General features: G+C 74.6%; 22 protein-coding genes. 13 read left to right on the top strand and 9 right to left on the bottom strand.

From position 1 onward, the window contains the following. Nucleotides 1–217: 217 nt before the first annotated feature. The 3 genes from M1O15_RS29885 to M1O15_RS29875 are packed head-to-tail and all read left to right on the top strand — an operon-like array spanning nt 218 to nt 2,772. The gene (locus M1O15_RS29885; protein WP_248637359.1) at nt 218–994 is read left to right on the top strand and encodes a GNAT family N-acetyltransferase; all 777 of its coding nucleotides are present in this window, start codon (nt 218–220) and stop codon (nt 992–994) included. 10 nt (nt 995–1,004) lie between these two features. Continuing rightward, nucleotides 1,005–1,916: a lysophospholipid acyltransferase family protein gene (locus M1O15_RS29880; protein ID WP_248637358.1), complete on the top strand. Its 912-nt coding sequence runs from the start codon at nt 1,005–1,007 to the stop codon at nt 1,914–1,916. After that, on the top strand, nt 1,855–2,772 hold the full coding sequence (locus tag M1O15_RS29875) for a DUF6891 domain-containing protein (protein ID WP_248637357.1): 918 nt from the start codon (nt 1,855–1,857) through the stop codon (nt 2,770–2,772). Before M1O15_RS29880 ends, M1O15_RS29875 begins: the two co-directional genes overlap by 62 nt. Nucleotides 2,773–2,910: 138 nt before the next feature. Here the strand turns inward: M1O15_RS29875 and egtD are convergent, their stop codons facing one another. From egtD to egtA, 4 genes are read right to left on the bottom strand one after another with little or no spacing between them, the layout of a single operon-like run. After that, nucleotides 2,911–3,876, bottom strand: coding sequence for an L-histidine N(alpha)-methyltransferase (egtD, locus tag M1O15_RS29870; protein WP_248637356.1), 966 nt, complete (start codon nt 3,874–3,876; stop codon nt 2,911–2,913). Next, nucleotides 3,873–4,631 carry an ergothioneine biosynthesis protein EgtC gene (gene egtC, locus M1O15_RS29865; RefSeq protein ID WP_248637355.1) on the bottom strand — a complete coding sequence of 253 codons (759 nt, stop codon included), beginning with the start codon at nt 4,629–4,631 and terminating at the stop codon, nt 3,873–3,875. The genes egtD and egtC overlap by 4 nt, the downstream gene beginning before the upstream one ends. After that, nucleotides 4,631–6,118: an ergothioneine biosynthesis protein EgtB gene (egtB, locus tag M1O15_RS29860; protein ID WP_282577430.1), complete on the bottom strand. Its 1,488-nt coding sequence runs from the start codon at nt 6,116–6,118 to the stop codon at nt 4,631–4,633. The genes egtC and egtB overlap by 1 nt, the downstream gene beginning before the upstream one ends. Beyond that, nucleotides 6,115–7,410 (bottom strand): ergothioneine biosynthesis glutamate--cysteine ligase EgtA, encoded by a 1,296-nt coding sequence (gene egtA, locus M1O15_RS29855; RefSeq protein ID WP_248637354.1) that lies wholly within the window; start codon nt 7,408–7,410, stop codon nt 6,115–6,117. Before egtA ends, egtB begins: the two co-directional genes overlap by 4 nt. Before the next feature lie 177 nt (nt 7,411–7,587). Between egtA and M1O15_RS29850 the strand changes: the two genes are divergently transcribed. Continuing rightward, complete coding sequence (locus M1O15_RS29850; protein WP_248637353.1) at nt 7,588–8,523, top strand: TIGR02452 family protein; 936 nt, start codon at nt 7,588–7,590, stop codon at nt 8,521–8,523. Here M1O15_RS29850 and M1O15_RS29845 read toward each other — a convergent pair. Continuing rightward, a complete protein-coding gene (locus M1O15_RS29845) occupies nt 8,496–8,978 on the bottom strand; it encodes a type II toxin-antitoxin system PemK/MazF family toxin (protein WP_248637352.1) in 483 nt (160 codons plus the stop codon). The two genes, M1O15_RS29850 and M1O15_RS29845, sit on opposite strands and share 28 nt — an antisense overlap. 96 nt (nt 8,979–9,074) lie before the next feature. Between M1O15_RS29845 and M1O15_RS29840 the strand changes: the two genes are divergently transcribed. Further along, nucleotides 9,075–9,329 carry a hypothetical protein gene (locus M1O15_RS29840; RefSeq protein ID WP_248637351.1) on the top strand — a complete coding sequence of 85 codons (255 nt, stop codon included), beginning with the start codon at nt 9,075–9,077 and terminating at the stop codon, nt 9,327–9,329. A gap of 309 nt (nt 9,330–9,638) precedes the next feature. Then, complete coding sequence (locus M1O15_RS29835) at nt 9,639–10,826, top strand: thiolase family protein (protein WP_248637350.1); 1,188 nt, start codon at nt 9,639–9,641, stop codon at nt 10,824–10,826. 73 nt (nt 10,827–10,899) lie between these two features. On the opposite strand, the gene trxA is transcribed toward M1O15_RS29835, so the two are convergent. Beyond that, a complete protein-coding gene (trxA, locus tag M1O15_RS29830) occupies nt 10,900–11,292 on the bottom strand; it encodes a thioredoxin (protein ID WP_248637349.1) in 393 nt (130 codons plus the stop codon). A 219-nt stretch (nt 11,293–11,511) separates the two neighbouring features. Between trxA and M1O15_RS29825 the strand changes: the two genes are divergently transcribed. The 4 genes from M1O15_RS29825 to M1O15_RS29810 all read left to right on the top strand — a co-directional run bounded on the left by M1O15_RS29825 (nt 11,512) and on the right by M1O15_RS29810 (nt 15,840). Then, entirely contained in the window at nt 11,512–12,951 is a 1,440-nt protein-coding gene (locus M1O15_RS29825; protein ID WP_248637347.1) for a dihydrolipoyl dehydrogenase family protein, read from the top strand. 91 nt (nt 12,952–13,042) lie between these two features. Then, nucleotides 13,043–13,582: a hypothetical protein gene (locus M1O15_RS29820; protein WP_248637346.1), complete on the top strand. Its 540-nt coding sequence runs from the start codon at nt 13,043–13,045 to the stop codon at nt 13,580–13,582. Beyond that, nucleotides 13,579–14,364: a DUF2785 domain-containing protein gene (locus M1O15_RS29815; RefSeq protein WP_248637345.1), complete on the top strand. Its 786-nt coding sequence runs from the start codon at nt 13,579–13,581 to the stop codon at nt 14,362–14,364. The genes M1O15_RS29820 and M1O15_RS29815 overlap by 4 nt, the downstream gene beginning before the upstream one ends. 114 nt (nt 14,365–14,478) lie before the next feature. Then, nucleotides 14,479–15,840 carry an acyltransferase family protein gene (locus M1O15_RS29810; RefSeq protein ID WP_248637344.1) on the top strand — a complete coding sequence of 454 codons (1,362 nt, stop codon included), beginning with the start codon at nt 14,479–14,481 and terminating at the stop codon, nt 15,838–15,840. Here the strand turns inward: M1O15_RS29810 and M1O15_RS29805 are convergent. The 3 genes from M1O15_RS29805 to M1O15_RS29795 all read right to left on the bottom strand — a co-directional run bounded on the left by M1O15_RS29805 (nt 15,837) and on the right by M1O15_RS29795 (nt 18,622). Further along, entirely contained in the window at nt 15,837–16,358 is a 522-nt protein-coding gene (locus M1O15_RS29805; protein WP_248637343.1) for a potassium channel family protein, read from the bottom strand. The two genes, M1O15_RS29810 and M1O15_RS29805, sit on opposite strands and share 4 nt — an antisense overlap. Nucleotides 16,359–16,398: 40 nt before the next feature. Next, complete coding sequence (locus M1O15_RS29800; protein WP_248637342.1) at nt 16,399–16,914, bottom strand: hypothetical protein; 516 nt, start codon at nt 16,912–16,914, stop codon at nt 16,399–16,401. A 73-nt stretch (nt 16,915–16,987) separates the two neighbouring features. Beyond that, nucleotides 16,988–18,622 carry an alkaline phosphatase D family protein gene (locus M1O15_RS29795; protein ID WP_248637341.1) on the bottom strand — a complete coding sequence of 545 codons (1,635 nt, stop codon included), beginning with the start codon at nt 18,620–18,622 and terminating at the stop codon, nt 16,988–16,990. A gap of 145 nt (nt 18,623–18,767) precedes the next feature. Here M1O15_RS29795 and M1O15_RS29790 point away from each other — a divergent pair, with 145 nt between their 5' ends. From M1O15_RS29790 to M1O15_RS29780, 3 genes are all read left to right on the top strand, one after another. Continuing rightward, nucleotides 18,768–19,733, top strand: a complete 966-nt coding sequence (locus M1O15_RS29790; protein WP_248637340.1) for a pirin family protein — start codon at nt 18,768–18,770, stop codon at nt 19,731–19,733. 471 nt (nt 19,734–20,204) lie between these two features. Beyond that, on the top strand, nt 20,205–20,459 hold the full coding sequence (locus tag M1O15_RS29785; RefSeq protein ID WP_248637339.1) for a GNAT family N-acetyltransferase: 255 nt from the start codon (nt 20,205–20,207) through the stop codon (nt 20,457–20,459). A gap of 222 nt (nt 20,460–20,681) precedes the next feature. Further along, nucleotides 20,682–21,224 carry an SMI1/KNR4 family protein gene (locus M1O15_RS29780; RefSeq protein ID WP_282577429.1) on the top strand — a complete coding sequence of 181 codons (543 nt, stop codon included), beginning with the start codon at nt 20,682–20,684 and terminating at the stop codon, nt 21,222–21,224. Nucleotides 21,225–21,263: the final 39 nt, after the last annotated feature.

Here is a 21,263-nt window from a genome sequence, read left to right as displayed (position 1 = left end):
TGCCCCTGGGAGGCTACGGCCGGGGGACCGGCGAGGTCATCCGGATTCCCGTGCGCCCACCGCACGGACTCGGTGGAACGCCCCGCCCGGGCATTTCAGCCACCGCACACCCGGACTCCGCCGGGCGGTCACGCCGAATCCAGCCGGCGACGGCACAAACGAGTGACCGGGCCGCGGCCGCGCGTCCCGGCTCCGCCGCCGTACGCAGGAGACCGCCATGACCGCCACGCCCGACCTGCTCGAACCCGCCACCACCGAGGGCCCGGCGCCCCGCTACACCGTCACCCTCGCCCGGGACCAGGACGAGGTGTGCGCCGCCCAGCGGCTGCGCCACCTGGTCTTCGCCGGAGAGCTCGGCGCCCGCCTCGACGGACCCGAACCCGGCATCGACAGCGACGAGTTCGACACCTACTGCGACCATCTGCTGGTACGGGAGGAGAGCACCGGGGAGGTCGTCGGCACCTACCGGCTGCTGCCGCCCGACAGCGCCCGGATCCTCGGACGCCTCTACGCCGAGGGCGAGTTCGACCTGCGGCGGCTGGCCCCGGTCCGCGACCACCTGGTGGAGGCCGGCCGCTCCTGCGTCCACCCCGCCCACCGCAACGGCGCCGTGATCTCGCTGATCTGGGCCGGGATCGCCCGCTACCTGGTACGCACCGGCAACGGCTGGCTCGGCGGCTGCTGCTCCGTCCCGCTCGCCGACGGCGGCACCCTGGCCACCGCCACCTGGAACACCGTCCGCCGGCGCCATCTGGCGCCCGAGGAGTACCAGGTCACCCCGCTGAAGCTGTGGACCCCCGGCGCCCTCGCCGACACCGGCCCCCGTCCGCCGCTGCCCCCGCTGCTGCGCGGCTACCTCCGGCTCGGCGCCTGGGTCTGCGGAGCGCCCGCGCACGACCCCGACTTCGGCGTCGCCGACCTGTACGTGCTGCTCCCGCTGCACCGCGTACACCCCCGCTACCTCCGCCACTTCCTCTCCCTCGCCCCCGTCTGAGGCGCCTGCCGTGAACACCTGGCTGCCCACCGCGCCCTGCACCCCCGAGGAGTGCGCGAGCCGCCCCGGGGCCCGGCCCGCCTCCCTCGCCGGAACGCTGGCCCGCCTCACCGCCGGGCTACTCGCCGTCCTGACCGGCCTGCTGCTGGCCCCGCTCGCCCCGCTCACCGGCCGCACCGCCCGGGCCCGGCTCACCCGGCTGTGGTGCAGGGCGGTGCTCGCCGCCTTCGGCGTACGGATACGGGTGCACGGCACCGTACCGCCCGGCCCGCACCTGGTCGCCGCGAACCACATCTCCTGGCTGGACATCCCGCTCATCGGCGCCGTCCTGCCGGGCCGGATGCTCGCCAAGAGCGACCTGAGGCGCTGGCCGGTGCTGGGGCCGCTCATCGCGCTGGCCGGCACCCTGTTCGTCGAACGGGACCGGCTGCGCGCCCTGCCCGGCACCGTGCGCGCCATGGCCGCCGCCCTCACCGCCGGTTCCCGGGTCGTCGTCTTCCCCGAGGGCTCCACCTGGTGCGGCCGCGCCCAGGGGCGCTTCCGCCCGGCCGCCTTCCAGGCCGCGCTCGACGCGGGCGCCGCCATCCAGCCCGTACGCCTGGGCTACCGGCCCACCGGACCGGCCGCGTTCGTCGGTGAGGACACCCTCGCCGCCTCGCTGTGGCGGGTGGCGGCGGCCGGCGGGCTCACCGCCGAGCTGACCCTGCTGCCGGTGATCCCCTTCCACCACCCCGCCGCCGCCGACCGGCGCTCCCTGGCCCGGGCCGCCCAGGACGCACTGCGCCCGGACCGCGAGTCGCCGCCCGCGCCCCGGCCGCCGGCCGAAGGGCATTGTCAGTGGGGCGTGCCAGAGTCAGGGCATGCTCGACATCACGGTGCGGACGGAGAACGGGGAGCGGTACCCGCGGGTGCCCTCCGATGAACTGGCGCGGCTGGTCCGGCGGATCGGCGGGGAGGGGGACCGCTTCCTGGTGCTCCAGCGCATACCCGACCTGCCCGAGGTCTTCGCCCAGGTCTGGCACGAGGCCGGCGGCGGCTACACCCTGGAGCACCGGGACGGATCCCCCGACCGGCACTTCCGGGCGACGGCGGGCACGCCGGAGGCGGTGACCGCGGCGCTGACCGGCTGGGCCCGCGGCCGCGGCGGCTGGGACGCCGGTCTCGACTGGTCGCCGCTGGACACCGGCCCGGTCCGCCCGGTGCCGCCGCTCGACCTGGCCGAGGAGGAGCGCGCGCGGCTGGAGGAGCGGATACGGGAGGTGCTGGCCGGCGGCTACGCCTCCCGGGCCGAGCTGGCCGAGCTCGCGGAGGACTACCTCGTCACCCCCGAGCGGCGGCCGGTCACCCCGGAGCAGGCCCGGGCGCTGGCCGACCGGCTGTGGCGGGAGCGGGTCGCCGAGCAGTCCGGCTGGCAGGGCGAGACCGACCCCGAGCGGCTCACCCGCGCCTTCACCGCCCTGGACCGGGCCGGGATCACCGCCCGGGAGAACTTCACCTGCTGCCGGAACTGCGGCCACAGCGAGATCGGCGACGAGGCCGCGCCGGACGCCCGGGGCTTCGTCTACTTCCACACCCAGTCCACGGACGCCGCCGCGGCCGGGCACGGACTGGCGCTTTACTACGGAGGCTTCGACGACTCATCCGGCACCACCGCGGCCGTCGGCCATGAGGTGGTGGCCGCCCTGCGCACGGCCGGACTGGCCACCGACTGGGACGGGAACCCCGGCCGGGCCATCACCGTCACCCCGCTCGACTGGCGCCGCCGCCTGACCGGTTGACCACCCCGACGACCCGCGGAGCCGCCTGGCCGGCCCCGGGAACGGATCCCGGGACCGGCGGGGGCTTCGACGACCGCGGCGGCTCACACCGCCGCTGTCACACCGACACCGTCACACCGCTCGCATCACTCACCACCGTCACACCGCCGTGGCCAGCGACAGGGCGAACCGCCCCTGCTCGTCCGTCCACCAGTGGGCCAACTCCATACCGGCCTCGGCCAGTTCGTCGCGCACCCGCTCGCGGCGGAACTTCGCCGACACCTCGGTGCGCAGCTCCTCGCCCGCCTCGAACGGCACCGCGAGGTCCAGCTCCGGGAACTTCACCGTCAGCGCGTGCCGGGCCCGCAGCCGCATCTCGATCCACTCGCGCTCCGGGTCCCAGACCGCGACATGCTCGAAGTCGTCCGGGTCCGCGTCCGCGCCCAGCTCCCGGGCCAGCACCGACAGCACGTTCTTGTTGAACGCGGCCGTCACCCCCGCCGCGTCGTCGTACGCGGCCACCAGGGTCGCCTCGTCCTTCACCAGGTCGGTGCCCATCAGCAGCGCGTCCCCGGGGGCGAGCAGAGTGCGCACCGAGCGCAGGAAGGTCGCCCGCTCCTCGGGCAGCAGATTGCCGAGGGTGCCGCCGAGGAAGGCCACCAGCCGAGGCCCGGGCGTCCCCGGCAGCGCCAGGCCCCGGGTGAAGTCGGCGACCAGGGCGTGGATCCGCAGCTCCGGCAGGTCCTTTTCCAGGCTCTCGGCGGCGCCGCGCAGCGCGCTCTCGCTCACATCCACCGGGACGTAGTCCTCCAGACCCGGCAGCAGCGCGTCGATCAGATGGCGGGTCTTCTCCGAGGAGCCCGAGCCCAGCTCCACCAGGGTCCGGGCCCCGGTCGCCGCCGCGATCTCCCCGGCCCGGGCGAGCAGGATCTCCCGCTCGGCCCGGGTCGGGTAGTACTCCGGCAGCCGGGTGATCTCCTCGAACAGCTCACTGCCGCGGGCGTCGTAGAACCACTTCGGCGGCAGCTCCTTGGGCGTGCGGGTCAGCCCGTGCAGCACATCGGCGCGCAGATCGGCGCCGGTGGCGTCCTCAGGAAGGGTACGGGTGATCAGGAACGGGCTCACGCGGGTGGCTCCTTGAGCGGGGTGAGGGAGATGTCGGTACGTCCGGCCGTGAGCACGGTGCGGTCGGGCACCTCGCACCAGGCCGGATGGTCGTCGTACGGTTCCGAGGCCACCACCGTGCGGCCCGCGGCGGGATCCGCCAGGTACCACAGGGAGTCGCCCCAGCGGGTGGCGGCGATGGTCTCGCCGTCGGTGAGCAGCAGGTTCAGCCGGGAGGCGGGCGCGGCCTCGGCCACGTCGTACACGGTCTCGGCCAGCGCGGCGGCCGGCTCCTCGCCCGCCACCAGCCGGTGCAGCACCAGCGCCCACACCAGCGCCGAGTCGTTGCGGGCCTCCAGTGACAGCAGCTCGGTGTGCGGCAGCCGCCCGGCCACCGGCGCCAGCGAGCCCGGCCAGCCGCTGACCGCCCCGTTGTGGCTGAACAACCAGCGCCCGGAGGCGTACGGCGCGGCCGCCGCCTCCGCGTCCGCGCCGGACAGGGTGGCGTCCCGGACCGCGGCCAGCAGCGCCCCGGAGCGCACCACCCGGGCCAGGTCGGCGAAGGACAGATCGGCCCAGATCGGCCCGGCGCGCCGGTAGCGGGCCGGCCGCGGATCACCGTCCGCGTACCAGCCCACCCCGAAACCGTCGGCGTTGACCGTGCCGTTGCGCTGCCGGCGCGGCTCCCAGGACTGCCGGTACAGCCCGTGCTCCGGCACCGTCAGCACCTCGCCGAGCGGCACCGGCGGCCCCAGACAGGCGATATGGCGGCACATCAGCGGCCCCCCGGAGCGTCGGTCGTGCCGCCGTCCGCGTCCCGCGCGGTGCGGAACCCGGAGAAGATCTGCCGGCGCACCGGCAGGTCCCAGTTGCGGAAGGTGCCCCGGCAGGCCACCGCGTCCACCGCGAACGAGCCGCCGCGCAGCACCTTGTGGCCGGGCCCGAAGAACACCTCCGAGTACTCCCGGTAGGGGAAGGCGGCGAACCCGGGGTACGGCAGGAAGTCGCTGGACGTCCACTCCCAGACGTCCCCGATCAACTGCCGTACGCCCAGCGGGGAGCGCCCGGCCGGATAGCTGCCGGCCGGGGCGGGCCGCAGATGGCGCTGGCCCAGGTTGGCGTGGCCCGGGGCCGGGTCCTCGTCGCCCCAGGGGTAGCGCAGCGAGCGGCCGGTGGCCGGATCGTGGCGGGCCGCCTTCTCCCACTCCTCCTCGGTGGGCAGCCGCCGCCCGGCCCAGCGGGCGTAGGCGTCGGCCTCGTACCAGCTGACATGCAGCACCGGCTCGTCCAGCGGCACCGGCTCCACCACGCCGAACCGGCGCCGCAGCCACTGCCCGCCCTCCCGCCGCCAGAACAGCGGCGCGCCGATGGAGTGGGCCTTGATCTGCGCCCAGCCCTCCGGCGCCCACCAGCGCTCGTCGCCGTAGCCGCCGCCCTCGATGAACCGCAGATAGGCGCCGTTGGTCACCGGGACCGTGTCGATGAAGAACTCCGGCACCACCCGGACGTGCGCCGGGCGCTCGTTGTCCAGCGCCCAGGGCTCGGTGGAGGTGCCCATGGTGAACGGCCCGCCGGGCACCCGCACCTCGGCCGGCAGCCCCACCGCGCCGGCGCCGTCCGACGGCGGCTCGGGCGCGGTCAGCGCGGGCGCCCCCTGGCGCAGCTGGTGGGTGATGAGCATGGTCTCGTCGTGCTGCTGCTCGTGCTGGGCGACCATGCCGAAGGCGAACGCCGCGTCCAGCAGCGGCCGGCCCTCCAGCGGGGTGCGCTCCAGCACGTCCAGCACCCGGCCGCGCACGTCCAGGGCGTAGGACCGGGCCTCCGCCGGGGCGAGCAGCGGCAGCGTCGGCCGGGCCGAACGCGGATGCTCGAAGGCGTCGTAGATGGAGTCGATGTCCGGGCGGATCGCGGGCGCGCCCGCCACCGCCCGGACCAGCCACTGCTCCTCCTGGTTGGAGATGTGCGCCAGGTCCCAGACCAGCGGCGACATCAGCGGCGAGTGCTGCGCGGTCAGATCGCGTTCGTCCACGCACTCGGTCAGCAGCGAGGTGCGCGCCCGGGCCCGGGTCAGCGCCTCCAGCGCCCGCCGCCGCAGCGCCTCCGGCTCGGTCGCGACCGCGACGGCCACCGGCCCGTCCGGGTGCCCCTGCGCGAGCCGGTCCGGGCGGCCGTACCGGTCGGTGTCCCGCCACGGGCTCTCCGGGCTCTGCGGGTTCTCCGGGCTCTGCTGGCTCTCCGGCCTCTGCCGGCTCTCCGGGCTCATATGCCGAGGTCCTTCCCGGTCCGGCCGGCGGTGCCGGCCACAGGGGTCAGGGGAGCGTCGGCGGGACATCGCCCCGGACCGACATGGCGTTCCTGGAAGGCGTCCACCGCGTCCAGCACCGCCGGGGCCGCCCCCAGCCGTGGCAGCGCCTCACGGGCCAGCGCGAAGCACTCCAGGGCGGCGGCGTGCAGCGCCGGGACGGCCAGCCCGTGCCGGGCGGCGTCCCGCCACACCGCGCTGCGCGGCGGGGCCGCCGGATCCGGCGCCGCCAGATTCCGTACCGCCTGGTAGGCGGCCTCGGCGGCGGACGGGTCCTCGAACAGCGCGGTGACCACGGCGAGCGGCACGATCCAGCCGTCCTCGCCGCTCTGGGCGTCGATCATCCGCAGTTCGAGGTGGCCGCGCGGCCGCACCGGCGGGAACAGCGTGGTCAGGTGGTAGTCCAGATCCGCCCGGGTGACCGCCCGGGGCTCCCCGGAGCGCAGCCACTCCCGCAGGGTCAGCCCCTCGGGTGCCGCCCAGGGGCCGGTGCCGTCGGCCCGTACGCACATCACCGGGGTGTCCAGCGCGTGCGCCGCCCAGGCGGACCGGGGGTCGCGGTACAGGTCGGGCGCCAAGGCCCGTACCGGATCCAGATCGGTCCACAGGCCCTGCCGGGTGGAGCGGTGGCCGGTGGGCTTGCCGTGCAGGACCGGCGAGTTGGCGAAGGCCGCCACCAGCACCGGGCCCAGCAGATGGGCCAGCTGCCAGCGGCGCCGGTAGCCCTGCGGCCCGGCCGCCTCGAAGCCGGCGTCCAGGCAGACCTGCACGGACGCCGAGTCGCGCATCATGGCCCGCCCGGCCGGCCCGGAGCGGTCGAGGCATGCCTCCATGGCGTCGTAGCGCGGCTCACGCAGCAGCCGGTCACGATAGGGGAGGTAGGGGTCGGTGCCGGCTCCGGTGAGAGTGAGCCCGGCGGTGCGGAGTGCGGCGCGCACGGCCGTCAGATCGGCCGACACGGTGGTCACACACTCCATCAGGGAGGCGGCGGGCGGCGAGCTCAGCTCCAGCTGCCCGCCCGGTTCCAGGGTGAGTGGCGAGGCCAGCGGCAGGGTGCGCAGCCGCGCCACCGCCGCTCGGAGCCGGTCGTGGGAGACCGGCCGGTACGGGTCGGACAGGTCGTGGACGAACCACTCCACCTCGACCCCGACGGTCCTGGGCGGTCCCGTCTTGAAGCAGATACATCGCAGCAGGTCCTCGGCCTCGCCCTCGGCGAGCGGTCCGCCGCTCTCGGGTGCCTCACACACCGGCATGCTGGGTCCCTCCGGTCGATGGTGTCCGCAGGACGCGTTCCCGGAATTCTCGGGATGCGCACCTCCGCGGATTTGCCGATCCACCACCTAAGCCATCTGTCGCGGATCCCACAAGACCGCCTCCGGACAGGGAAAACCGCTTGTCCGGTGCCTGGTTGATTATCGACGATGCCGGGTATGAGCGCACGTTTGCGCGCGATCGCGCAGCACACCGAGGAGATCGTCCGGGCCGGCCGCTACCAGGCCCCCGACGGCCGCGAGGTGGTCATCGCCCCGCAGGTCGAGGCGGCCCTGAGCGGCACCCGGATGTACGGCCCGGGCCCGGTCCCGGTGCCCGGCGGTGCCACCGCCACCGGCACCGTCGCCCTCACCGTCACCGGTGAGTCCAGCACCGAGGCGGCCCGGCGGCTGGCCCTGGCCGGTTCCGCCCCGGTCGCGGTGCTGAACTTCGCCTCCGCCCGCAATCCCGGCGGCGGCTATCTGAACGGGGCCCAGGCCCAGGAGGAGGCGCTCTGCCGCGCCTCGGCCCTGCACACCACGCTGCTGCGGGCGCCGGACTACTACGCGCACCACCGCGCCGACCGGGACCCGTTCTACTCCGACCGGGTCATCCACTCCCCGGGAGTCCCGGTCTTCCGCGACGAGCGCGGCGCCCTGCTCGCCGAGCCGTACACCGTGGGCTTCCTCACCTCGCCCGCCCCCAACGCGGGCGTCATCCTGCGCACCGCGCCCGAGCGGGCCCACCTGATCCCCGCCGCGCTGGCCTCCCGGGCCGAACGGGTGCTGCAGACCGCGGCGGCGCACGGGTACCGGCGACTGGTCCTGGGCGCCTGGGGCTGCGGGGTCTTCCGCAACGACCCGGCCGAGGTGGCCGGCGCCTTCCGTGCCCTGCTGACCGGATCGGGCCGGTTCGCCGGCCGCTTCGACGAGGCGGTCTTCGCGGTGCTGGACCGCACCCGCGAGCGGCGTGTCCTCGGCGCCTTCCGGACCGTGCTGCGGCCGGCGGGCGCTGAGGGGCCGGCCGGGGGCGGTCAGCCGTCAGGCGCTGGTCAGCCGGTGGGCGGTGGCCAGCCGGCGGAGGGCGGTCAGTCGGCCGCGGGCGTCCAGCCGTAACGTTCCGCCAGCCGGGTCACCACCGCGTCGAAGCCCGGCCGGTCCAGCGCGCAGGCCTCCCGGCGCATTCCGTCCTCGTGCACCCGCAGCACCCGGTCCAGGTCCACCCAGGACTCCCGGCCCTCCCGGTCCCAGGGGCCGGAACCGATCGGCACCCACTCCCGGTCCTGCTCGTGCGGACGGCTCGACAGCTGCACGGCCAGCAGGGTGCCCTCCGGCTCCCGGGCCACCACCAGCACCGGCCGGTCCTTGCCCCGGCCGTCGTGCTCCTCGTACGGGACCCAGGTCCAGACGATCTCGCCGGGGTCGGGAGCGCCGTCGGTCTCGGGGGAGTACGCGAGGCGGACCGGGCCCACGTCCTCGGCCCGCGCGTCCGTGGTGGCGGTGGGTCCGAAGCGGCCGGGCAGGTCGGCGAAGCCGTCGAGGTCGCCGTTGGCATTGGAGAACGTCGTCATCCGTCCCACCGTACGACCTGGTGGCGGCGGGTGCGTTCCGGCCCCCGGCGGACGCGGGGGGTGCGCGGCCCGGCGAAGGTCTCTAGCGTCGCCTCCATGAGCGCACATCCGCAGAGCTTCGAGATCCTGATCGTGCCCGCGCCCGACGAGGGGCGCGATCCCGCCGAGCTGCCCCGGGTCGCCGTCCGTGCCGCGGTGGTGCGGGCCACCGGCGAGCTGGGCGCCTCCGGCTTCCCCCGCTACACCGGCGACGGCCTGGAGGCCGACATCGACCCGGCCACCCCGGCCGTGGAGGCCCTGCTGGTGGACGGCGCCGAACTGGACTACGGCCTGGTGGCCCGGGTCCGCTGACCCGGCCTCCCAGCCCGGCCGAGGGGCGCGGGGGCGAAAGGGGCGCGGGCGACGCTGAGGCAGGGCGGCGGCCGGGGGCCGGAACCGGCCATAGGGGCCGCGCGTCCGCCCGGGACGGAAGCCGTACGTCCGCCCGGGACGAAAGAGGGCCGGGGGCGGGTGGTGGCCGGGTACGAATCCGGGCCGGTGGAGTGGGACCGGGCGGCCGTTGACAGTCCGCACGCCCGCGACGGAGACTCGCCCGGAGAGCCGGGTGGTGAACGAGCGTTCACCACCCGGGCCGGGCGAGTACGTGGGAGAGGCATCCCGATGACCATCCGCGACGTCTACATCGTCGACGCCGTCCGCACACCGATCGGCAGGTTCGGCGGGGCGCTCGCCGGTGTCCGGCCCGACGACCTCGCCGCCCATGTCGTCCGGGCGCTGGTGGAGCGCACCCCGGACCTGGACCCGGCCAGGATCGACGACGTCTACTTCGGCGACGCCAACGGCGCGGGCGAGGACAACCGGGACGTGGCCCGGATGGCGGTGCTGCTCGCGGGGCTGCCCGTCTCGGTGCCGGGCGCCACCGTCAACCGGCTCTGCGGCTCCGGCCTGGAGGCCGTCATCCAGGCCGCCCGGGCGGTGGCCCTGGGGGACGCCTCCGTCGTCCTGGCGGGCGGTGTGGAGTCGATGTCCCGTGCGCCCTGGGTGCTGCAGAAGCCCGAACGGGCATTTCCCGCCGGCCACCAGCAGCTCTACTCGACCACCCTCGGCTGGCGGATGACCAACCCCGCGATGCCCCCGGAGTGGACCGTCTCCCTCGGCGAGGGCGCCGAACTGGTCGCCGACCGGCACGGCGTCACCCGCGAGCAGCAGGACGCGTTCGCCCTGGCCAGCCACCAGAAGGCGGCCGAGGCCTGGGCCAAGGGCCGCTACGACGGCGAGGTCGTCGCCTACCCGGGCGCCGACCTGGCCCGGGACGAGTCCATCCGGGACGACACCTCCCTCGCGGCGCTGGCCCGGCTGAAGCCGTCCTTCCGCACCGAGGGCGGCACCGTCACGGCGGGCAACGCCTCACCGCTGAACGACGGGGCGGCGGCGCTGCTGATCACCGACGAGGAGGGGCTGCGGGCCACCGGCCGCGAGCCGCTCGCCCGGGTCCGCGCCTCCGCGGTCACCGGCATCGAGCCCCAGCTGTTCGGCCTGGGCCCGGTCGAGGCGGTGCGCCGGGCACTCGCCAAGTCCGGCCGCGGCTTCGCCGACCTCACCGTCTTCGAGCTGAACGAGGCCTTCGCCGCCCAGTCGCTGGGCTGCCTCGCCGAGTGGCCGGAACTCGACCCCACCGTGGTCAACCCGCGCGGCGGCGCCATCGCCATCGGCCACCCGCTCGGTGCCTCCGGCGCCCGGCTGGCGGGCGCGGTCGCCCACCAGCTCGCCGAGGCCGGCTCGGGTACGGGCCTGGCGGCGCTGTGCATCGGCGTCGGCCAGGGCCTCGCCCTGGTACTGGAGCGCTGAAGGCCTTCCGTACCGGCGTACCGGTGCCCGGGGCGGGGCGGTTCCGTCCCCGCCCCGGGCACCGTCCGTCCGCTCAGCCCTGCTGCTGCCCGCCCTCGCTCCCGCCCGCCGCGTTCTCGGCGATCGAGGCGCGGATCGCCTCCATGTCCAGCTCACGGGCCTGCCCGATGACATCCTCCAGGGCCGCCTCGGGCAGCGCGCCGGGCTGGGCGAACACCGCGACCTTGTCGCGGACGACCATCAGCGTCGGGATGGACTGGATCTGGAAGGCCGCGGCCAGCTCCGTCTGCGCCTCGGTGTCCACCTTGCCGAAGACCAGGTCCCCGTGGCGCTCGGAGGCGGCCTCGTAGACCGGGGCGAACTGGCGGCAGGGGCCACACCACGACGCCCAGAAGTCGATCAGGACGAAGTCGTTGTCCGTCATGATCTGATCGAAGTTGTCCTTGGTGAGCTCTACCGTGCTCATGCTGGCTCCTCTTCCCGGGACGTCCGCGTCCCGGCCTCGTCACACTGTCCGTCGGCTCGTTCCGCACAACGGCGGCCCCGGAACCGCTATTCCGGTCCTGGAATCGCCCTGCCGTCCCCGAACCGCCCTGCCGGTCACGGAACCGCTGTCTCCGGCTCCGCGCCGCTCCGGCGACTGCCCGTGTGGCCACCGCCCACACGTACCACCACACTGTTGCCCATGACACATACGGTGCAGACGGTGGAGTACGACGTCGTCGTGGTCGGCGCGGGCCCGGTCGGCGAGAACGTGGCCGACAGGGTCGCCGCGGCGGGACTGAGCGTGGCGGTGGTGGAGAGCGAACTCGTGGGAGGGGAGTGCTCCTACTGGGCCTGTATGCCCAGCAAGGCGCTGCTGCGCCCTGGCCTGGCCCGCGCCGACGCGCGCCGGCTGCCGGGGCTGCGGGACGCCGTCCAGGGGCCGCTGGACGCGGACGCCGTCCTCGGCAGGCGCGACTACTTCACCGCGAACTGGAAGGACGACGGCCAGGTCGGCTGGCTGGAGTCGGTGGGCGTACGCCTCCACCGCGGCCACGGCCGGCTGGCCGGCCCCCGCAAGGTCGCCGTCACCGGCGGTCCCGACGGGGACGTGCTGCTGGCCGCCCGGCAGGCGGTCGCCGTGTGCACCGGCAGCCGGGCCGTGCTGCCCGAGCTCCCGGGCCTGGCCACCGCCGACCCCTGGACCAGCCGCGAGGCCACCAGCGCCAAGCAGGTACCGGGCCGCCTCGCCGTGGTCGGCGGGGGAGTGGTCGGCGTCGAGATGGCCACCGCCTGGCAGTCGCTCGGCTCCCAGGTCACCCTGCTGGTCCGGGGCGACGGGCTGCTGCCGAGGATGGAGCCCTTCGCCGGTGAACTCCTCACCGAGGCGCTGACCGAGGCCGGGGCGAGTGTCCGCACCGGGGTCTCCGTCACCGCCGCCGAGCGTCCCGGCCCCGGCGCACCCGTCACCCTCACCCTCGACGACGGCGGCACCGTCGAGGCCGAGGAGGTGCTGTTCGCCACCGGCCGCGCACCGCGCACCGACGACCTCGGCCTGGAGACCATCGGCCTCGAACCCGGCTCCTGGCTCGACGTGGACGACTCCTGCCTGGTGGAGGGCACGGACTGGCTGTACGCGGTCGGAGACGTCAACCACCGGGCGCTCCTCACCCACCAGGGCAAGTACCAGGCCCGGATCGCGGGCGCGGCCATCGGCGCCCGGGCCGACGGCGCCGCCCCGCCGGACACCACCGTCTGGGGCCCGCACGCCGCCACCGCCGACCACGCCGCGGTGCCCCAGGTCGTCTTCACCGACCCGGAGATCGCCTCCGTCGGGCTCACCCTCGCCGAGGCCGAGTCCGGCGGCCGCCGCGTGCGCGCCGTCGACTACGACCTCGCCTCCGTCTCGGGCGCGAGCCTCTACGGGGACGGCTACAAGGGCCGCGCCCGGATGGTCGTGGACCTGGAGCGGGAGGTGCTGCTCGGCGTCACCTTCGTCGGCCCCGGCGTCGGTGAACTCCTGCACTCCGCCACCATCGCGGTCACCGCCGAGGTCCCGATCTCCCGCCTCTGGCACGCCGTCCCCTCCTACCCCACCATCAGCGAAATCTGGCTGCGGCTGCTGGAGACCTACCGGGGCTGAGCGCCCGTCCCGAAACCGACCCCCGCCGCCCCCGTACCCCTGTTAGTGTCGCCATGATCACCACAGGGGTACGGGGAGCCAGGGGGACACCATGAGGGTCGGTTCACGGGCCGGGGCATCCGGCCGATGCACGGCCGGGCGGCGGATGGGCCGTACGGCGCTGGCGGCCGCCGCGTTGGCCGTCGCCCTGACCGCCTGTTCCGGCGACGCGGACCCCGCAAGGGACCGCACCGCCCCCTCCCCCTCCTCCTCGCCCTCGACGGCGGCGAGCGCGGACGGTGTGGGCGGCGGCCAGCCGACGGCCGACGCCTCGCCGGGAGCCGAGAAGGTCCGGGACGCCTTCGCCGGCCTCCAGGCCACGCTCGGCGAGACCTGCACCCCCGGGGCGGGGGACTGCGCCTCCTTCCTGGGCCGGGTGCACGAGGAACTGACGGGCCTCGACGCGTCGATGAGGGCCGATGCCCAGGGCCCCGGCCACTTCACGGAGCCCCTCGTCTGGATCGCCGCACTGGAGAAGAAGCTCGACGGCGACACCTCCACGGAGAACCTGGAAGCCCATCGCACCGCCCTGGTCGGCACCCGCGACCGCGTCAACACCTGGATGCAGGACCACCCCCACGACTACCGGTGACCTCCGTCCCCGACTTCTCCTCGGACCTGCCGGCGGCCCGGGTGGCCGCCCTGCTGGTGGAGCAACTGGCCTCCGCCGACCCGGAGGTGCGCGACGCCCAGGGGTACACCGCGACCGCGCGCTGGACCCGCGAAGGCCGGCTGGACGAGGCCCTGGAGTGGCTCGGCGACCGCGCCGCCGAGCGGTTCGGCCACCCCGAGGTCCAGGCGCGGGCCTTCGCCCCGCTGATGCTGCGGTGCGTGCTGGACCGGGCCGCCGCCGTCCCCGGTCTGCTGCCGGAGCGGGCGGTACGGCGCTGGTATGCCGCGTTCGCGGACTGGTACCCGGCCGAGCCCGACACCCGCGGCTGGGACGACTCCCTCGGCTGGCTGCACGCCGTGGCCCACGGGGCCGACGCCGGCGCCGCGTTCGCCCGGGCGCTGCCCGCGCACCGCGTGGAGCTGCTCCACCTCTGCGCCCGGCGGATGACCGCACCGCACACCGAGTACCGCTACGTCCAGGCGGAGGACGCCCGGCTGGCCCGGGCGATGACCGGCATCCTGCTCGCCCCCGGGCTGACCGCCGGGCAGGCCACCGGCTGGCTCACCGTGGTGACCGGCGCCCTGGCGGGCGGCGGCCCCGGTCCCGTACCGCCCTGGGCCTTCAACACCTTCGCCACCCTCCAGGCGCTCCATCTGCATCTGGCCCGGGGCCTCGCCGAGGGCGGCGTGCCCCCGCACGCGGACCGGGTCGCCGAAGGCGTCGCCGCCGTGCTGCGCCTGCCCTCGCCCTGGCTCGCCTGACGCGCCGCCCGGCCCGGTCGCCTCCGCCCCCGCCCTCGAACGCGCGTACTCATCTCCGTACCTGAGTATCCGTACGGTGTTCCGCACCCCGCCCGCCCACCGAGGCTGGCCCGTATGACCTCCCCAGTACGCGCGCTCGCGGTGGACACCCTCGCGGCAAACACCCCCGCCACCCGCGACCGCTATGTCGACCTGCTGCGGGTCGCCTCGCTCGCCACCGTCGTCGCCGGCCACTGGCTGATGGCGGCCGTCACCGGCGGGGCCGGCGGCGCCGAAGTGCGGGTCGGCAACCTGCTCGCCGTCCTGCCGGAGCTGCAACTGCTCACCTGGGCCCTCCAGGTGATGCCGGTCTTCTTCTTCGTCGGCGGGTTCTCGCACGCCCTCTCCTACCGCTCCACCGCCCGCCGCCACCCCGAACGGGCCGTGTACGCGGCCTTTCTGCGCGGCCGGCTGCAGCGGCTGCTCCGCCCCACCATGGTGTTCGTCCTGGTGTGGGGCGCCGTCGCGCTCGCCGTCCAACTGCTCGGCGGGGGCGGGGGAGTCACCGGGGTCGCGCTCCGGCTGGTGGCCCAGCCGCTCTGGTTCATCGGCATCTACCTGGCGATGGTCGCCTTCACCCCGCCCCTGCTGCGGCTGCACGAACGGCACGGCTGGGGCGCGTTCCTCGGGCTGGTCGCGGCCGCCGTCGCGGTGGATGTGCTGCGCTTCGCCTGCGCCATCCCCTACGTCGAGTTCCTGAACTTCGCCTTCGTCTGGCTCGCCGTCCACCAGCTCGGCTTCCTGCGGGCCGACGGGATGATCCGCCGCCCCGCCGTGCTCGCCGCCGCCGGACTCGCCGGGGCCGCCGCCCTGGTGGCCCTCGGCCCGTATCCGCTGTCCATGGTGGGGATGCCCGGCGAGAAGGTCTCCAACATGGCCCCGCCGACCCTCGCCCTGCTCTGCCACGGGCTGTGGCTGGTCGGCGCGGTGGAGCTGCTGCGCGGCCCCGGCACCCGGTTCGCGGCGCGGGCACGGGTGTGGCGGGCCGTGGTGGCCGCCAACGGGATCGCGATGACCGCGTTCCTCTGGCATCTGACCGCGATGCTCGCGGTGTACGGGGCGACCCTGGCCGCCGGCCTCGCCCTGCCCGCCCCGGCCTCCGCCGCCTGGTGGGCGCAGGCCCCCGCCCGGATCGCCGCCGCCGCGCTGCTCACCGGGGTGCTGGTCGCCGCCTTCCGGCGCTTCGAGCGGCCCGCCCCGGCCGGTGGGGCGCCACGACCCGGCACGGCACCGACGGCCGCCGCCGGGGTCGCTCTCAGCCTGTTCGGGGTGCTCGGCCTGTCGATGGCCGGCTTCGGCGGGCTGCTGGAGGGGCACACCGCCCTGCTGCTCGGGGTGCCGGTCACCGCCCCGGTGGCCGTCGCCATGGCCCTGGGCGGCTGGCTCCTGGTCGAGCGCGCCGGACGGGGCCCGGCGGGACGCCCGCCCCGGGCCTAGGAGCCGGTACGGGACCGGGCCCGCTCGCCCGCCCGGTCCCGTACCCACTGGGTCAGCGCGGTCGCCGCCGCGGTGAGGAAGACGAAGTTGTAGACGATCTGGAGGATCGTCACCAGCCGGGCCGCCTGCCCATTGGGGGTGATGTCGCCGAAGCCGACCGTCGCCAGGGTGACCATCGTGTAGTAGAGCCCGTCCAGCCGGGTCTCCAGCCCCACGAACTCCCCGGGATGCTTGGCCAGCGAGTAGTAGCCGCCCGCGAAGACCAGTACCGACAGGCACATCAGCAGCGGGATGGTGATCCCCGGCCGGATGTCCCGCCGCTCGGCCAGCACCGCCCTGATCTGCCGCAGCAGCAGCACCGCCACCACCGCCATGGCCGCGATGAACACCGTCCAGCTGGCCCCCGGCCGATGCGGGCCCAGCAGGTCCAGCGGCAGGAGGAAGTACCCGGCCACCATGGCCGCCGCCGCCCCGACCGGCCACACCCACCCGCCCCGCCCGCCCCCGGACGGGCTCATCCGCCGTCCGCCCGGCGACCGGGGACCTCCGCTGCCCGGCTCAGCACTTCACGGCCGCCTGGGAGGCGGCGACCGCCTGGTCCAGCGCGGCGAGCTGCGGCCGGATCCGCTTCACCGCCTCGGGGCCGGGGACGGTGCCGGGCAGGGCGTCGACGGCCCGCCGCACATCCTCGTACGCGTCCGCCACCGCCCCCGCCCCGGCCCGGCGGATGCCCCGCGCGCTCCGCTGGACCAGGCTCACGTCATGCGCGGCGTCCGCGCCGAGGTCGCGCAGCTCGGCCCGGCCCTCCGACCTCGGCCCGAGCGCCGCCAGCCGGCCCGCGTCCATCCGCAGCGCGCCCAGATCGGAGCAGAACGCGTCCACCGCGGCCAGCTCCCGCTGCCGGGCCGTCATCCCGTCCCCCGAGCAGCCGCCGAGCACCAGCCCGGCCAGCGCGGCGCGGAGCAGCCAGGCGGCGGGCAGCGGCGGACGGCTCCGGGTCCGCCCGCCGCCGCCCGTCCGCCGGCGTGCGGAGCCGCAGCGGTGTCCCATGCCCTGCCCGATGCCCTGTCCCATGCTCTTATGCAAAGCCGGACGGGCCGCCGGTGCGCGCGGGTGTGCCCCGAACGGGTGACGGCGCCCACCGGGGTCAGACGGCCGTGAGCCCCGGCGCGTCGACCCCGGTGGTGAACGAGGCGGTGGTGGACAACGTGCCGCCGGGCCGGGTGACGGCCGAGACCGTCTTGAACGCGATGTCCGCGCGCTCCTGCCCCAGCCGGATAACCGTGTAGCCGCGCCGCCCGTCGGAGAACTTCAGATGCGGGTTGGCCTCGCTGAGCCGGTGGTGGCTCGCCAGCTTCTGCACTCCGTCCCGGCCGCTGGTGAGCGAGGTGGTCGCGATCTCGGTGCCCACGGTCCGGGACGCCGGATCGTCGAAGTCCGCCTTCAGGTCGAAGCCGAACGCCGCGTGCGCGTCACCCGACAGGACCATGAGGTTCTCCACACCCGCCGCCTGCGCCCCGGCCAGCAGCCGCCCCCGGGCCGCCGGATAGCCGTCCCAGGCGTCCATGGACACCGTGTACTCCGCCGCCGCGGAGCTGCGCCGCTGGGCGAACACCACCTGCTGCGGCACCACGTTCCACACCGCGGGCGAGTCCTTCCAGCCGTCCAGCAGCCACCGCTCCTGCTCGGCCCCGGTCATCGTCCGCGCCGGGTCCTGCGACTCCGGCCCCGGGCGGCGCCAGCCGTCCCCGTAGGCCTGGTCCGAGCGGTACTGGCGGGTGTCCAGCACGTCGAACTGCGCCAGTCGGCCGTACCGCAGCCGCCGGTAGAGCCGCATGTCCGCGCCGGCCGGCTGCTGCGGGGCGCGCAGCGGCAGGTTCTCCCAGTACGCCCGGTAGGCCGCGGCCCGCCGCACCAGGAACTCCTCCGGCGACACTCCGTTCTCGGCCACGGCGCCCGCGTAGTTGTTCTCCGTCTCGTGGTCGTCCCAGGTGACCACGAAGGGGTGCGCGGCGTGCGCCGCCCGCAGGTCGGCGTCGTTCTTGTACAGCGCGTACCGCAGCCGGTAGTCCTCCAGCGTCACGGTCTCCTTGTTGAAGTGCGCCGGCAGGACGCGGTCGGTGTAGCCGCGGTGCCCGCCGGCCGAGTCCACCCCGTACTCGTAGATGTAGTCGCCCAGGTGCACCACCAGGTCCAGGTCCTCGTCGGCCAGATGGCGGTACGCGGTGTAGTAGCCGTCGAAGTACGCGGCGCAGGCCACCGCCGCGAAGCGCACCCCGGACAGGTACGAGGCGTTCGCCGCCGGGGCCGTGCGCGTGCGCCCGGGCGGGCTGATCCAGGTGCCGGCCCGGAAGCGGTACCAGTACGTCCGCCCCGCGTCCAGCCCCGTCACCTCCACCCGCGCACTGTGCGCGTACTCGGGGTGGGCGGTGGTCGTCCCGCTGCGCACCACCGCGTAGAACAGCTCGTCCAGCGCCACCTCCCAGCGCACCTCGACGCGCTCGGCGGGCAGCCCGCCGTCCGGTTCGTACGGGCTCGGGGCCAGCCGCGTCCACAGCAGCACCGACTCCGGCAGCGGGTCCCCGGAGGCGACCCCGAGGGTGAACGGGTCCCGGTCGATGCGGCGCGCGTCCAGCTCGCGAGCGGCGGCCGCGCCGGCGGCCGGGAGGTCCGTGGTGAAGGCGAACGCGGCGGCGGCGCTCGCGAGGGTCAGGAAGCGGCGGCGGCCCAGCTGCCGGGCGGCGGCGCGGAGCTCGGGCGGTTCAGTCGTCTGAGTCGTCATAACGCATCCGGTATGCCCGCTTCCACACCCTTCCCCGATCCGGCATCCGAGTGATCTGACGCTCCGTCACCTTGACGCCCGCTCCCCGGGATACCCGGGATACCCGGTGCGCGCCCACCCGCCCCCCGGCCCTAGATTGACCTCCATGAGCAACCTTGACCGCCAGGCTGTCCCCTCCGTCTGCGGAGGGCGCGGCTTCGTCGTCGCCGAACCGGTACGGGAACTCCTCAGCCCGCGCCGCGTCTCCCTGGGCGAGTCCACCGAGGTCCGGCGCCTGCTGCCGAACCTCGGCCGCCGGATGGTCGGCGCCTGGGCCTTCGTCGACCACTACGGGCCCGACGACATCGCCGACGAGCCGGGCATGCAGGTGCCGCCGCACCCGCACATGGGCCTGCAGACGGTGAGCTGGCTGCACGAGGGCGAGGTGCTGCACCGCGACAGCACCGGCAGCCTGCAGACCATCCGCCCCCGCGAACTGGGCCTGATGACCTCCGGCCGGGCGATCTCCCACTCCGAGGAGAGCCCCCGCCCGCACGCCCGCCTGTTGCACGGCGCCCAGCTCTGGGTCGCCCTCCCCGACGCCCACCGCCACGTCGACCCGCACTTCCAGCACCACGCCGACCTGCCCACGGTCACCGCCCCCGGCCTCACCGCCACCGTGATCCTCGGCGACCTCGACGGCGCCGAATCCCCGGGCACCGCCTACACCCCCCTCGTCGGCGCCGACCTCGCCCTGGCCCGCGGCACCGAGACCCGCCTCCCGCTGCGCCCCGACTGGGAGTACGCCGTCCTCGCCATGTCCGGCGAGGCCCATGTGGATGGCGTCCCCGTGCTCCCCGGCTCCATGCTCTACCTCGGCTGCGGCCGCACCGACCTCCCCCTGCGCGCCGAGTCCGACGCCGGGCTGATGCTCCTGGGCGGCGAGCCGTTCGAGGAGGAGATCGTCATGTGGTGGAACTTCGTCGGCCGGTCCGGTGAGGAGATCGTACAGGCCCGCGAGGGCTGGATGAAGGGCACCCGCTTCGGCGAGGTGCATGGCTACGACGGCGGCCGCCTGCCGGCACCGGAACTGCCGCCGGTGGCGCTGAAGCCGCGGGGGCGGGTGCGCTGAGCTGGGGCTATGCCGTTCTCGGTGGCGGTGCCGTCGGTGTCGCTCGACGAGCTGCCGCTGCCGCAGGCGCGGGCGACGCGGTCGGCTGACCCGTGTGAGTTCGGCCGGCGTGGTATGAAGCCACCCCGCGAGGCGGGCATCGAATCTCGTGTGTGGTCGTCTGTGGCAGGGTCCGGCAGGACGATGCTGACCCTTTGCTGACTTGCCTGACGGGCCGTCAGTAGAACGTGTGCCTCCTCTTAGAGATGCCTGCTCCGGGTGGACACGCAGATCGGAGATGGGTTTCGTGATGCGGCGAACGAGGCGGCGGGGTCACAGGTGCTGGAGCGACGAGACGTGGCGCGGCCGCTTGCTGACTTCAGAGCGCAGGAGTGATGGATGGTCGGTGTGACGGTCTGGTCTCCCGCCCTCAGGCACCGGACGTGAGCGAGGTGGTGGAGCCTCCTTTGCATCCCGCGCGATACTGCCGAGATGGGACTCATCCGCAACTCGTCTGAGTCAGACCTCAACTCGATCGCAGATCTGCTGGCGTCAGAGGGTCTCGGCCCAGACATTCCTTTCTGCTATGGCCATACAGGCGACCCAAGCATCGTCGTGGCCGAGCGAGATGGCCGTGTCGTCGGCGTGGCGGAGTACAGCCTCGATTACGACTTCGGACGCCTGGAAAGTCGGGCTGATCACCCTGGAGGGCAAGGGTGGAAAATCCTGGCCACCCAGGTCAGGTGATGAGGCGATGTTGGCCCGCCGTGGCCGTCACTGAGCGTTTTCAGCTTCGCCACTCCAAGGTGACGCCGTGGCCCTCGCTGGAGTCCTGGAGGCCCCTCGGCTGGGCCCGCCGGGCACAGCGGGCTCGAAGTACCATCCCTGCAAGGTTCTCCGGTCGGTACTTCCCAACCTCCGCGGTGGCGTGGTCGGACGGAGACATCCCTGTGGAGAGGGCAGTGGGCAATGAGTGTGGCTGGAAGTTGGTTCCGCGTGATGAGTCTTCTTCGGCAGCACGCGCCAGCCGATCACGCAGACCTGCCAGGGCCCGCTACGGAGCAGATGCTCGCGGCCGCCGAAGAACGGATGGGCATCTCCCTGCCTGGGGATCTGCGGACGTGGCTGTTGCAGAACAATCTGGATCTACCTGAGGAAGATGTCGACGACGAAGTGGCATGTTGCGGCTTCGATGGGTTCCCGGACGAGGGGAGCTTCTTTCTGGGTGTCCGGGCGATGGAGAAGCTCTACGCGAATCACCCTTTGTCCGGTGGGGGCGAATGGCGCGAGGAGTGGATCCCGTTCCAGTCGGACCGGGACGGCTGGATGGGACAGTTCATCGACGCGAGGGACGGACGTATCGGCAGATGGTTCATGGGGGCGCCCACGGTCACCGGCGAGTACGGATCGATGGCCCAGTATTTCGACTCTGTAGCGGAGATGCTGGCGAAGATCGCCGATGGAAGCCATCCGGTCTGTGGGATCACCGAAGGTCGACTCGTCTGGTCGTGAGACGGTTCCCAACCGCGTGGCGGCGATCGCCAATCCGTC

Origin of the sequence: Streptomyces lichenis, assembly GCF_023218175.1 — a bacterium.
Lineage (GTDB): Bacteria > Actinomycetota > Actinomycetes > Streptomycetales > Streptomycetaceae > Streptomyces > Streptomyces lichenis.
This window is presented reverse-complemented; position numbering and strand designations above follow the sequence as displayed.

Coding starts and splice junctions, on each gene's coding strand:
- M1O15_RS29825 (WP_248637347.1), top strand. CDS start 11,512: ATGACACATACGGTGCAGACGGTGGAGTACGACGTCGTCGTGGTCGGC.
- M1O15_RS29810 (WP_248637344.1), top strand. CDS start 14,479: ATGACCTCCCCAGTACGCGCGCTCGCGGTGGACACCCTCGCGGCAAAC.
- M1O15_RS29875 (WP_248637357.1), top strand. CDS start 1,855: ATGCTCGACATCACGGTGCGGACGGAGAACGGGGAGCGGTACCCGCGG.
- M1O15_RS29780 (WP_282577429.1), top strand. CDS start 20,682: ATGAGTGTGGCTGGAAGTTGGTTCCGCGTGATGAGTCTTCTTCGGCAG.
- egtB (WP_282577430.1), bottom strand. CDS start 6,118: ATGAGCCCGGAGAGCCGGCAGAGGCCGGAGAGCCAGCAGAGCCCGGAG.
- trxA (WP_248637349.1), bottom strand. CDS start 11,292: ATGAGCACGGTAGAGCTCACCAAGGACAACTTCGATCAGATCATGACG.
- M1O15_RS29845 (WP_248637352.1), bottom strand. CDS start 8,978: ATGACGACGTTCTCCAATGCCAACGGCGACCTCGACGGCTTCGCCGAC.
- M1O15_RS29885 (WP_248637359.1), top strand. CDS start 218: ATGACCGCCACGCCCGACCTGCTCGAACCCGCCACCACCGAGGGCCCG.
- M1O15_RS29840 (WP_248637351.1), top strand. CDS start 9,075: ATGAGCGCACATCCGCAGAGCTTCGAGATCCTGATCGTGCCCGCGCCC.
- M1O15_RS29790 (WP_248637340.1), top strand. CDS start 18,768: ATGAGCAACCTTGACCGCCAGGCTGTCCCCTCCGTCTGCGGAGGGCGC.
- M1O15_RS29805 (WP_248637343.1), bottom strand. CDS start 16,358: ATGAGCCCGTCCGGGGGCGGGCGGGGCGGGTGGGTGTGGCCGGTCGGG.
- M1O15_RS29835 (WP_248637350.1), top strand. CDS start 9,639: ATGACCATCCGCGACGTCTACATCGTCGACGCCGTCCGCACACCGATC.
- M1O15_RS29795 (WP_248637341.1), bottom strand. CDS start 18,622: ATGACGACTCAGACGACTGAACCGCCCGAGCTCCGCGCCGCCGCCCGG.
- egtA (WP_248637354.1), bottom strand. CDS start 7,410: ATGCCGGTGTGTGAGGCACCCGAGAGCGGCGGACCGCTCGCCGAGGGC.
- egtC (WP_248637355.1), bottom strand. CDS start 4,631: ATGTGCCGCCATATCGCCTGTCTGGGGCCGCCGGTGCCGCTCGGCGAG.
- M1O15_RS29785 (WP_248637339.1), top strand. CDS start 20,205: ATGGGACTCATCCGCAACTCGTCTGAGTCAGACCTCAACTCGATCGCA.
- M1O15_RS29800 (WP_248637342.1), bottom strand. CDS start 16,914: ATGGGACAGGGCATCGGGCAGGGCATGGGACACCGCTGCGGCTCCGCA.
- M1O15_RS29850 (WP_248637353.1), top strand. CDS start 7,588: ATGAGCGCACGTTTGCGCGCGATCGCGCAGCACACCGAGGAGATCGTC.
- M1O15_RS29820 (WP_248637346.1), top strand. CDS start 13,043: ATGAGGGTCGGTTCACGGGCCGGGGCATCCGGCCGATGCACGGCCGGG.